At 42.3% G+C, this 12636-nt stretch carries 7 protein-coding genes and 1 riboswitch; all 7 genes read right to left on the bottom strand.

Annotation, left to right across the window (positions count from 1 at the left end):
• Positions 1–63: 63 nt before the first annotated feature.
• The gene (locus DXD11_RS03910) at positions 64–666 is read right to left on the bottom strand and encodes a restriction endonuclease subunit S (RefSeq protein WP_243105801.1); all 603 of its coding nucleotides are present in this window, start codon (positions 664–666) and stop codon (positions 64–66) included.
• Between the two features lie 8 nt (positions 667–674).
• Positions 675–1151, bottom strand: a complete 477-nt coding sequence (locus DXD11_RS03915) for a restriction endonuclease subunit S (RefSeq protein WP_118757802.1) — start codon at positions 1149–1151, stop codon at positions 675–677.
• A complete protein-coding gene (locus tag DXD11_RS03920; protein WP_118757803.1) occupies positions 1141–2643 on the bottom strand; it encodes a class I SAM-dependent DNA methyltransferase in 1503 nt (500 codons plus the stop codon). Before DXD11_RS03920 ends, DXD11_RS03915 begins: the two co-directional genes overlap by 11 nt.
• A gap of 301 nt (positions 2644–2944) precedes the next feature.
• A complete protein-coding gene (locus DXD11_RS03925) occupies positions 2945–3640 on the bottom strand; it encodes a YczE/YyaS/YitT family protein (RefSeq protein WP_118757804.1) in 696 nt (231 codons plus the stop codon).
• Between the two features lie 29 nt (positions 3641–3669).
• Positions 3670–5835 (bottom strand): ATP-binding response regulator, encoded by a 2166-nt coding sequence (locus tag DXD11_RS03930; protein WP_118757805.1) that lies wholly within the window; start codon positions 5833–5835, stop codon positions 3670–3672.
• Positions 5819–6634: a substrate-binding periplasmic protein gene (locus tag DXD11_RS03935; RefSeq protein WP_117549050.1), complete on the bottom strand. Its 816-nt coding sequence runs from the start codon at positions 6632–6634 to the stop codon at positions 5819–5821. Before DXD11_RS03935 ends, DXD11_RS03930 begins: the two co-directional genes overlap by 17 nt.
• 123 nt (positions 6635–6757) lie before the next feature.
• A riboswitch (cyclic di-GMP riboswitch) is annotated at positions 6758–6833 on the bottom strand.
• Between the two features lie 411 nt (positions 6834–7244).
• Positions 7245–12608 (bottom strand): glycoside hydrolase family 9 protein, encoded by a 5364-nt coding sequence (locus tag DXD11_RS03940; protein ID WP_118757806.1) that lies wholly within the window; start codon positions 12606–12608, stop codon positions 7245–7247.
• Positions 12609–12636 lie beyond the last annotated feature (28 nt).

Here is a 12636-nt window from a genome sequence, read left to right on the forward strand (position 1 = left end):
CTTACCGTATCTAATTATGAGAACCTTTTGTCCTTCTTGCAATTCAAGCATTTAATCACTTCCTTAAAAATCAATTTCTGATACCTCCAACTCACCCGACATTAACTTAGGCAATAAGGAGTCTCTTAATTCTGACAACTTGGCATTTTCTTTTACGTTTTTCTCATATTGACTCATCAGACCACCCGCCAAATTCTCAAATTCATCTAAAGCTGCATCATTTGGCAAAATGATTTCTATTTTCTTTAAATCACCTTGTGTAATCAATGGTTGCGTTGAACCACGATTCATACTTTTATAATCCACACCTAGTAATATTTGATTTACAAATTCATATCTATCAGTAGTAATAACCAAAGTATTATCCGAAGGCCAACAGCCTTGATTAAATCGTTGAATAACTCCATGAGTACCTACTCGTCCAGTTACCAATATTTTTGAATCATATAATACAGTGTTCGTATAACCCATGATAGATGCCGCTCCAACTAAAGGAATACAAACATCATCCGTTTTATTATTTTGCTTCATAGGAGGTCTTTTTCCACTGGCAATTTCCGCAATATCACCAAGAACTCCATCTGTCCAGTCATCGGGACAGATTCCATTATTCATTTCAAAATTAATAAACCATGCTTTATAAATCGCCGCTGCCTGCTCCGACAAATTCCTATTTATGCAACCAGTGCTAAATTCCTATTTATCCTAGAATTAATATCTATTTTTTCTTCAATTGGCTCTATAAATGACAGAATTTTTTTCTGTTCACTTAATGGCGGTATATATAATTCTAGCCTATTTAAAGTCTCTGTTCTTAGGCTAGGTATTGATGTTCCTTCATTGTATTTTCTCATGTCTAATAAAGATAAAACATAATATAGAAAATGAGGTATTACTATTGCATCATTTATTTCTGTATAAAAAAGTGTATCTACAGTCCAAAACGGGTGCGTAACATATCTAACTTTATCTATTGTACCTTTTCTACCAATTAATACCGATGGCTTATCATATAGATATTTGCTTGCATATCCCATCAACCCGCCTGTACCATATATCGGAAAAGATCCGTCTGACGAAACAACATTCTTTTGATTCTTTCCATACCGGATAGTTGCAAGTTCTTTCAATGTGTATTTATTATATATCATACCCAATCGCCCTCAACTTCCTACGAATCTCATCCTCCAACTCATGACTCTTATCAAACAATTCAGACAGTTCCGATGTAAGCCTGATCATCTTCTCCTCAAACGGCTCACCATCATCCTCCTGCTCTTCTATTCCTACATATCTGCCTGGAGTAAGTATGAAATCCTGTTTTTCAATCTCTGCAATATCTGCAACTGCACAGAATCCCTTCACATCTTCAAGAGTTCCATCGACAAATGCTGTATATGCATCTGCTATTTTCTGAATATCTTCATCTGTGAGCTCTCTGAGCTTGCGGCTAACCATCGTTCCCATCTTACGAGCATCTATGAACAAAGTTTTGCCAGACTGTTTTTTCTGTTTATTGAGGAACCACAATGATACCGGGATCTGAGTCGTGTAGAATAACTGAGTTGGCATAGCAACGATGCACTCTACCAAATCAGCATTTATTATGTTTTTGCGGATTTCTCCCTCTCCTCCAGACTGTGATGACAGAGAGCCATTTGCAAGAACCATGCCTATCTTTCCTGCCGGTGCAAGATGATATATCATATGCTCCAGCCATGCAAAGTTTGCATTTCCTGCCGGTGGCATTCCATACTTCCAACGTACATCATCTTTTAACTTATCCGCTCCCCAGTTTGAAAGGTTAAATGGCGGATTTGCCATGATGTAATCCGCACGTAATGTTGGATGACGATCTTCAAGAAATGTATCCGCTGCATAAGATCCCAAATCAGGCTCTATTCCTCGTATAGCAAGGTTCATCTGAGCCATCTTCCATGTCGTTGGATTGGAATCCTGACCATATATTGATATATCACTTATATTTCCACTATGCTTTTCTATGAACTTCGCTGACTGAACAAACATACCGCCTGATCCACATGCCGGATCATACACACGACCTTTGAATGGTTTGAGAACTTCCACAAGAGTACGCACAACACATGACGGAGTAAAGAATTCTCCGCCACGCTTGCCTTCCTGCTCGGCAAACATTGACAGACAATATTCATATGTTCGACCAAGGATGTCCTTCTCATTCCCATGTTCAATCATCTGAATATTTGTAAATAAGTCCACTACATCCCCAAGACGCCTCTTATCAAGCTCTGGTCTGGCAAAATTCTTAGGGAGAATATCCTTAAGTCTCTTATTTTCTTTCTCTATAGCTCGCATTGCATTATCTATTATTGTTCCTATCTCCGGAGTATGCGCATTTGCAGCTATATCCTTCCAACGTGCTCCTGCAGGTACAAAGAAGATACCTTCTGATGTATATTCATCTACATCTTCCTCAAATCCGTCCCCTTCTTCCACAAGTTCATTATATTTCTCATCAAATCTATCCGATATGTATTTTAAGAAAATCAGTCCAAGTACAACACTTTTATACTCTGATGCATCCAGATTTCCACGGAGCACACATGCTGCATCCCAAATCTGTTTTTCAAAGCCTATTTCAGCAGTATTCTTATCAGCCATCTTCCCTCTCCTCCTATGCGCAAATTTTTATTTATCATGCTATAAATTATACACCACGTAATATCAAAAGCAAACAAATAAAACTACCCAGACTAGCCATTTATGAAGGGAAAATAACAGATATGGAACATCATATAAATGCAAATGAGCCATATGACAGTCAGGCATACATAGACGAACTCTCACGGATACCCGATGATTTCGACGACTTCAAATACAGTGCAGGCAGATTGCAGTTCTAATTGGTAATTTTGATTACCATTATAAAATAGTTTATACGATACAATTTTATCAAAAAGTCCTAATGCAATTGCTCCATTCTTTCCCTGAGCACTTCCTCCTCAGTGTATGTGTGCTTTCCAAGAAGTTTATCTCGTTTTCCGCCAAATGCCTTATTTAACTTGCCAAGATTGAATCCAACAAGGAATGCGGCAATAACCGTACCGGCGCCCACGCTTCCAAGACTATGTATACAGATCAGACATGTTACGACCGACACAGCCACCATAGAACAGTCAAATCCGATCTTTACCTTTGAAAATTCAATGTGTGTGACCTCTGAAATAGCCTGCATAACACCCTCCCCGGCAAGTGGGATAAGATTCGCCGGCAGATAAAAGAATATTCCGCCTGCTATGAATATGGTACTCACAAGCATCAAAACACCCCTGACAACTATGTTATCTGTTGATGGTAGAAATGTGGCAAGATAATTACAGAATGTCGTAAAGTATCCAAATACTACTCCAACCACTATCTGAAGGAGATTTATCGGTTTGAAATTCTTTCGAAGTATAACGATCTGTATAAGCACCAATGCTGCATGAAATATGATCGTCGCCTTTCCCATCTCGATTCCCCATACACATGTCATCGTATATGGTATAGAGCTAACCGGCGACACTCCCAGATTGGATTTGACTGAAAGTGCTATTCCTATAGTCATAATAAACAGTCCAACAAAATACATTGGGATTCTTACCTTCATGTTCTTCATTACTCTGCTCCTCTTTTTCCCAAAACGGATCATCGTTCTATATATTTTGCAATGACAGATATTAAAATACTCATGTCAACCGGCTTCGCCACATGGTCATTCATTCCTGCTTCTTTAGCTTTCAGCCTGTCCTCCGTAAATGCATTTGCTGTCATTGCAATGATCGGTACCTTCTTTGCATCCACTCTGTCCAAAGACCTGATCATCTTTGTGGCTTCATAACCATTCATGACCGGCATCATAATGTCCATAAGAATAGCATCAAAATCACCAGATTCACTTTTTTTGAATAGCTCAACAGCTTCCTTACCATTCCATGCTTTTGTCACGTCTGCGCCTTCATTATGAAGCACAAATTCTGCAATTTCCATATTCAGCTCATTATCTTCTGCCAGAAGAATATGCAGTCCCTTTATAGATTTTTCTGATACACACTTCTGCTCTTCACGTTTATTCGCATCTAGATCTATTTTAAACGGAACCCTGATCACAAAGGTAGTTCCTTCGCCTTCTTTGCTTTCAAAGGTAATTGTTCCACCCATTTTCTCGACCAGATTTTTTACAATCGGCATTCCCAGGCCTGTTCCTGCAAATTTTGTGCGGCTTCCTGTGTGTTCCTGCGTGAATGGTTCAAACACACATTTCTGGAACTCCTCAGTCATTCCGATTCCTGTATCCCGGCAGACAAATTCCATTGTCGTCATTTCTGGCTGTTCGGATGGAATTTCCATGCAGCTGATATATATACGTCCGTTTTCTCTATTATATTTCACCGCATTCGACAGGATATTCATCATCACACGTTTCACATACCCTGGACTTCCAATAAAATTCTGGTGTGTGATTTCTTTTTTCTCCCACACGATCCGGATATTCTGTTCTGCAGCCATCGGCTCGATCACAACGAATACTTCCCTTGAAATACTGCTCAGATTAAATGGAATCTCTTCCAGAACGATTTCACCAGACTCAAGCTTACTCATATCCAGAATATCATTTACCAGTTCCAGCAACAGATTGGATGCCTCTTTAACCTTTGTCCTGTATTCCGCCTGCTTCTCCATATCATCTGCATAATAGTCTGCCATATTGACCAAACCGCAGATTCCATTGATCGGAGTCCGGATATCATGGCTCATTCGCTGAAGGAACTCCGTTTTTGCCTCATTGGCGGCTTCTGCCTTTTTTGCAGCTATCAGAAGTTCTGCTTTATATTTTTCGTCTTTTTCCTGTTCCAGTTTCTGATGTGTAAGATTGGTTCTGTATGCCCAGAACCAAAATGTACTGAACATCAGCAAATAAAGGAAAATAACACCTGCTACACTCAATGGAAGGTTATGAAACACTTCTGTGTCCGGAAGATATGCATAAATATAATAATCTCGCTGCTTCAGCATGATACCGTAACATCCAGTTCCCTCATTCTTCAAATGATAAATATGCTGACTGTCTGTATGCTTTTTCATTTCCTGAACAACCTCGTTACCAGTTGTATTCTGCCCCAGAAGGCTCTCATCGTTACTGGCAACAACTATTCCATCATCTGCAATAATTATTGTTCCATCTTTATGGACACTATAGCCGTTTAAAAGCCTCTGTATCGTAAGGGTATAATTTCTGGCAAATTCAGGTGATGTGTAATAGTAGATTGCCACAATACCCGGTGCATCTTTTCTGGCGCAGGCTGCAATATCAATATATGATCCATCTTCCCTGGTAAACCGTTCTGAATAAGATCTTTCTTCATATCCGGCAAAATCCATGATAATTTCTTTTTGCAGATACTCCGTAATCTCGTTGTACAGAAATTCATCCGTGCTGTATTCACAGTCCGTCTTTCCTTCTTTATCCAGTACAATGATACCATCCACCCAGAGCGTCTGCAGATTTTCTTTCAGAAATTCCTGACTCAGCTGACCACCGTTTTCTGTTTCCATGTCGATATTCGTACTCATCTGTCTGGCACTTTCAATCGCACGGAGGAGACTTTTGGATTCCGAAGATTCATTATAATGGGTGTAGCTTGAACACTGCACTTTGACATAGTTTACAATCTCCAACATTCTTTTCTCTGCTTCTGTTTTTTCTGCGTTGAAGAAATAGAACAGAAAGGCTATTGCCACACAGATTCCAATCAGACCACCGAGCAGCCGGATTCGTTTTTCTTTCTTCTTTCTCTTAATATCCAAGATCATCTACCTCCAGATACTTCTCAGGATTATCCAGGTATTTTTCAATGATTTTCAGGGATGTGCCATCCTGACGCATTTCTTCCAGCGTCTGGTCCATCTGCTCACAGATTCCTCTGTCATCATCTTTTGCGAAAGCAACACCTATCCCCGTAATCATCAGCGGTTCTTCTAGAATACGGAAGCTTGTGTTATAATCCTTCATATACTGGAAAATCGATTCCTCATGTGCGGCAACTGCATCTACATATCCTTTCCCCAGAAACGTATAAATCAACTCCCGGTGTGCAAGACTGATCAGATTTCCCAGCTTGGGGATTCTTTCATCTGTCCGGTTCAGAAAGATGCCTTCCGGTTTGGTTGTGGACTGGACAGCCAGGTTCTTTCCCTCCAGGTCACTCAGTTTATAGATATTGCTGTTCTCATTTACAGCAACCACCTGACGGCTTGCTATATATGGTCCCGCCCAGCGATAATCGTCAAGGCGTCCTTCCATGGAAAAACAACCCATGATACAGTCAATCTCTCCGCTCTCCACCAGTTCTTTTTTCTTCTCCCAGTTGATCTGTACAACCTCCACCTGATATCCCATTCTTTCGAAAGCTTCTGTAGCCAGTTCTACATCAATTCCTGTCGGGATTCCATCCTCATTCAGATAATTGTATGGTGGATAACTGTCACTCCCGAGCGTGATGATGGGTTTTTCCATTTCTTTTCTACTGTCACCTGTGTTTGTGCACCCTGCCAGGGTGACTGTTAAGATTCCCGCAAGCAGAATGCCTGCAATCACTCTTTTTCCTATCATTTTCCGTCTATCCTTAACTATTTTTTCGTTTTTTCATATCTGATTTCCTAATAAAATTATTATGGTTACATCTATGAAATATCATCATAAAAAAACACTGTCCTACAGACAGTGCACCTAATTTCATGCAACTGGCTGCCATTTTAAAGGCCCTGTAGCTTTGCGTCCCAGACTTTCATCTGGTTTGCCGATTATCATTTTTTAACTTTTAAACTTATGCCCAAAAAAAGAACAGCCGATATATACATTCGAACTGTTCTTCTACTTCCTAAGTCCACACAACATTGACATCACTGTTTCCTGCTCATTTGTACTAAGATCGTTCCATATCTTTAAAACGTCTTTCTGCAAAAGTCATTTTCGCTTATATCTTTTTTATAATATCATAGGATGTTACGTTTGTCACATAAAACTTTGAAGCGCAAATCATTTTGTAAACCATTCAAAGCAAAATATTAGGCAATACCATTCAGCAAACTCTTTGCCTGTTTTATGTTAAGCACCTCCGTCCCCCATCTCTACCTATAGAAAAAAGATCCAGGCACAACTTATACGTCATGTCTGGATCTTTCTGAAATGTCTATAAAGAAATTATTTTATTGAATATATCTTACTTTTTGATAACCGCTTTCTTAGACACACCCCTTGCTACCAGAAGTTTCTTATAGTAAGCAAGCTTTGATGCCGGTACTTTTACGGTCATCTTTGCGTATGTTCCTGTAAAGGCAGCAGCTCCTACCGTCTTTGTGGTCATGGCTGTGTTTCTCACCACAAGTGCCTTGAGGTTCTTACATCCGTAAAATGCCTTTGAACCTATGGTCTTTACATTCTTGCTTATAACAACCTTTGCAAGCTTTGTATTGCCCTTGAATGCTCCGCCTCCTATGGCAGTGACCTTGAATGTCTTTCCGCCAAGCTTTATCGCATCCGGCACTGTAACAGAAGTTGTCTTCTTGACAGCTGACACAAGAGTTACTGTTCCTCTTCCGCTTGTGGATGCATTTGTTATCTTGTATCTATAGTTTCCGTATGTGTATACCTTTCCAGCCTTTGTAACTATATTGAAGTATCTCACCACACTTCCACCATAGTTGCCAATTCCGGTTATGACGACCTTTGCCTTGCCGAAGTTCTTATTGGAATAGCATGTTATCTTGTAGTTCTTATTCAATGTGAGCTTGGTCTTGCCATACACCACCTTGGTATTTGGCTTTACAGCCTTGCCTGTATACAGAACCTTTGCTGACACAGCCACCTTTGCCTTTTTGATATCTCTCTTTGCAATGGCAAATGTCAATGTAACCGTGCCTTTGTATTTTCCTTTGCCCTTTACGACCGCTTGGGCTGTTCCGGCATTTATATTCGATGAATATGTAACTGTGTAATCTGTGCCAGATACAAGTGTGGTATTTCCGACACTAACCACTACTGCAGGAGTTATCTTCGCTCCCGTATATGTAGCCTTGTAGGATGCCTTCTGTGTCGCCTTATAAATTACCTTTGCGCTCTTAGATATGTCAACCGTTATCCATGTCCACACAGCCTTCAGTGTAATATCTCCATCCACGGCTCCATACAACGCATCGGCCACATATGTCTTACCTGCATTGTCGGTCCATGTCAGGCTGTACCCAGGCTTTGATGCTGAGTAAGCTACACCATCTTTTGTAGTTATATCGAGCTTTGAGATATCAAGTATTGAACCCTTGTTGAATGACGATACACAGATCTGATCATCATTCTCATCGACAAATGTCACCTTGACCATAACAATGCTCTCACCCGTGCTGTCTACAGGATCCTTTGAATACGTCGGATCTCCGCCTATAACGGCATCTCCGTCAACTATGATCTTTCCATCGTCTGATCTGACACCAAATGATCCACCTGTACTTGAACCTGATGCATCTGCTGTGATCTTTCCGCCTACAAGCTTTATAGAATTATCCGCTGATATAACCGACTCATCCTCGCCAAGAGCTGTGGATGTGGCATCAAGCAAGCCACCTGTCATCTCGACATCCTTCGCTGCAACGGCCTCCGACACTGCCTCTATCTTGTTGCTGCCACCGGATATCTTCACTGTGCCAGCTGATTCAACGCCCTTACCCTCAGACTTTATCTTTATGCCTGATATCTCAACATCTCCGTCAGCCTTCACCGCCGGAGCATCCGGTGTTGATGAGACTATCACTGATGAATCGCCATTTCCATTTATCTTCACAACACCTGATCCCGCAGAATTCTCCATACATTTGATTCCATCTGAGACGATATTGTTTCCAAGCACACTGATCACGAATGTTCCAGAATTGCCTGAACCTACTGTGAGTTTCTTTAACACAGCACTGTCTATCGTGATACTGCCTGCTTTTCCGGTATCAACCGCCACATCTGCGCCATCGCCCGTCACAGTATAATCACCGCTCTGTGTAAATGAAACCAGTATATTTTCACCGGACTCAGACACTCTTACAGTTGGATTGCCATTGCCATCTACCAAAGCTCCAACATATTCACTGTCGCCAAGTCGTCCAACATCTATTGTGTATGGATCTGACACAAGTGTCACAATCTCAAGTGCCTTACTCATTGCACCGGCATTCAGATTTGAAGTTGCCTTCATTCGTCCATATACATAATACTTTGTAAATGCCTTGCGTCCTGCAAAATATGCGCCGTCCTGCCATGTGAGACTATCCGCGTCATCGACAGGAACTGTAGATATTGCATATTCAACTCCTGTATTTGTACCTGATACATAGCTCTCAACTGTTACAGATAATGATGAAACTGCCTTTTTGGCAAGTGACACACTAGCTGTGTTCTCAGACTTTGCGACTTTCGCTTTAAGAAGTATATTCGCTGTTCCATTTGCTGTTGTGATCACAAGTGTATCGCTATAGCTTCCTGCAGCAAGGCCTGTCACAGGTCTCACCTCAACAGAGGTCTCCTGTCCGGCTGCTATCTGACCTGCAGGATATACTGTGATCTGGAAATTACTTCCGGTCTTGAGACTCGCCTTCACATCGCTCAGCTCAGTCTCGCCACAATTACTTAAGCCTATGCGTTCTGAAGAAACATCCCCGTATCCATAGACAAGAGCATTCCATGCCTTTCCAGAAGTTTCGCATGACAGTTTTCCCGGTTCAAGAACCTTTACTTTGCACCCAGCCTTAACGCCTGAACCATCCTTTGCCTTTGCGGTGATGGTGGCCGTTCCGGCTGCAAGTGCCGTTATCTTGCCATTCTGAACCGATACCTTTGTCCTGTCAGAGCTTGTCCACACGAGTGAGCTGTCTGTCGCATCCGCTGGTGTGACTGTGGCTTTTATCTGTCCACTCTCACCTACCTTCATAGTAAGTGCCGTTTTGTCAAATGTGATACCTTTGACTGGTATAACCTGAGTTTCCGTAGAAGACTCTGTAGTCTTTTCTGTTGATGAACCTGTACCTGAACCTGATGTTGATCCTGTCGAACCCGTGCTGGATCCAGATGAAGGATTCTTTGTTGCCTTTTCTGTGGTAGTGGTCTTTGTCGTAGTCTCTGTGGTGACATTTCCACCTAACTCCCCGCTGATCGTCCTGAGCTCTGACGACACCTCGCTCTTTGGAACTACCTTCTGCGCTGTCTTCTCCTCATCTGTTCCGCTGTTCTTTACATACAGATAAAGTCCGGCTGCTGCACCCACAAGGCTTGCATTATAATCCAGTGCAACCTCGTTCTGGTTATAATCTTCTGAGCTATCTACATAGGATGTACTCGAACCCGCCGGGCCGCCAACCAAAGCGCCGACTAGTACATGTGCCTGCTTTGTATATGCATTTCCAGTCACAGAACCCTGATATCCGCTTGAGGCTCTGTGATGAGGGTACTTTGATGAATACTTGTTGTAACCGACAACGAAACACTTTGAACCTGCATTGTTGCCAAGTATGTACTTCATCTGACCATTTGCCCATGATGAATAATCATTCTTTCCATATATAGTATCATACATGAGACCTGTCATCTGATGAGCAGTGTTATATCTCGCTGATCCCCAGCTGTCTATCAGGCAGAAGTTGTTATCTCCTGACTGTGTCTTGCTTGCTATAAGTCCTGACTGGTTCTCCACGAACACACTCTTCTTTGATGAATTAGGACTGTAGAGCAGAGCCGCCTGAGCCACGTTATTCCAGCAAAGAGCCCAGTTAGGATTTGTTCTGCCACCATATACATTATTGTATTTTGTTGCATATGCTGATTTACCTGTAGCCTTGTACAGAAGAGCCGCCGCAAGGGCATAGTCATCTTCCCATGAATCTGAGTTATAGAAACCAGATGCCGGACCCGAGCTGTTCTTCTTAGCCTTAGTATCCGCATATGTGAAAAGCTTCTCCGCATAGGAAAGCGCTTTCTTATCCTTGTAATTTATATAATATGCCGCAAGTGCCGCCGCTGTCTCTGAAACGATATCTGTACACGTATCCGAATCAGATGTGAATGTTGCCTGTCCACTTCTAGACGACTGCTTTTCCGGAGCTCCCCAGTATCCATGATCTACATTTCCATCACCGACCTGATAACAGAAAGCCTGAACCGAACCATCGCTTCCAAGGACTGTGCATCTCTCGAAATAATTAACGAATCTGTCCATGATCCTCTTGTAGTGTGCCTCTGTAGCAGTATCCGCAAATGCCTCAGCAAACTCCATGTGAGCAAGTCCTAGGACCGTAGCCGAATATGCCTGTGGCAGACCAAACTTGGCATGATCTCCCGCATCATGGTATCCACCGCTGACATCCACAGTCTTTCCATTATATGTTGTTTTTGCATCCTCAGTATGGCAGTTTGATCTCCAAGAGAACTCACTCTTTGCAGATACATCACTTCCGCACATATTCGCATCATAAAGATACAGTGACTCCTGAAGAAGCTTTGCATAATTGTACTCAACATCCGTATTGATCTCACCTGTGTTGTCCCCGGCTCCGCCAGATGATGATGAAAGCGAACCGATAAATGAGTCAAATGCACCTGACTGTGAGCTGTAGTACACCTTAACACCTGTTATAGACACACCGTTTGCCGTACCTGTGTAGCCAAGCTTTGAATAGCTCACGCTCGAACCGGCATTTATTGCACCTGACTTCTTTGATGTGTTTGGATATATGTACAGCTTCCCATCACTGAATACACCCTTGAGGGCTGACCAGCTGCTGTAATCCTTAACTGCAGTTACCGAACCATTCACATCAGCCACCACTATCCAGTCTGCTATGTATGAATTGCTCTTGTTATTTATCGTTATCTCTGTCTCGTAGTAGCCGTCTCCCTTGGCTGTTCCATCTCCATCGGCAAGGCTTGCGGTTACGCTTGAACTTGTGTTTCCAATTGAATCAAGGTCCACACTGCCTGATCCGCTGTCGCCTGAACCATCTGACTCCCCTGATGAGCCACCAGAGGTGCTCTTTGTTCCTGAGAGGACCGCTGACACGATCTTGAATTTGATCGTGCTGTTTTCCTGAAGATTGGCAACCTGTATTCCAAATGCCACCTTCTCCGTGCTTGTTGTGCTGATAGATGACAGATCAAGTACGGTCTCAAACTGACCGCTCTTGGACAGATCTATCCACTTGTCATTATTCGACCATGAAGATCCATATGATGCAAATGGCATAACTCCCGCATTCTGTCCACTTGCAGCGGTAAATGTGTCAACCGCATATGTGATCTTGAGCGTCTTGTATCCCGCATCCGCAATAGCCTTCATGGATGCCAGATCTGATGAAGGCGAAAATCTGATCTCCGCCTTTCCATAATCACTCCACTCATCTGTTGCCGCAGTCACCGTCTTCCAACCGGTGTCCGGTTTCAGATCCAGCGTTATGGTCTCCGCCTTAGCTGTGATCTCCGGCCATGTTATATTGCCGATGATCATGCATAAGGTGAGAACATATGCCAGGATCCTGCTCGCTGCTTTCTTTCTCATTTCCCTTTTCCTCCTTGTACTTCCTTTT

The sequence above is a fragment of the Coprococcus sp. TF11-13 genome, from assembly GCF_003481085.1.
Classification (GTDB): Bacteria; Bacillota; Clostridia; order Lachnospirales; family Lachnospiraceae; genus Coprococcus; species Coprococcus aceti.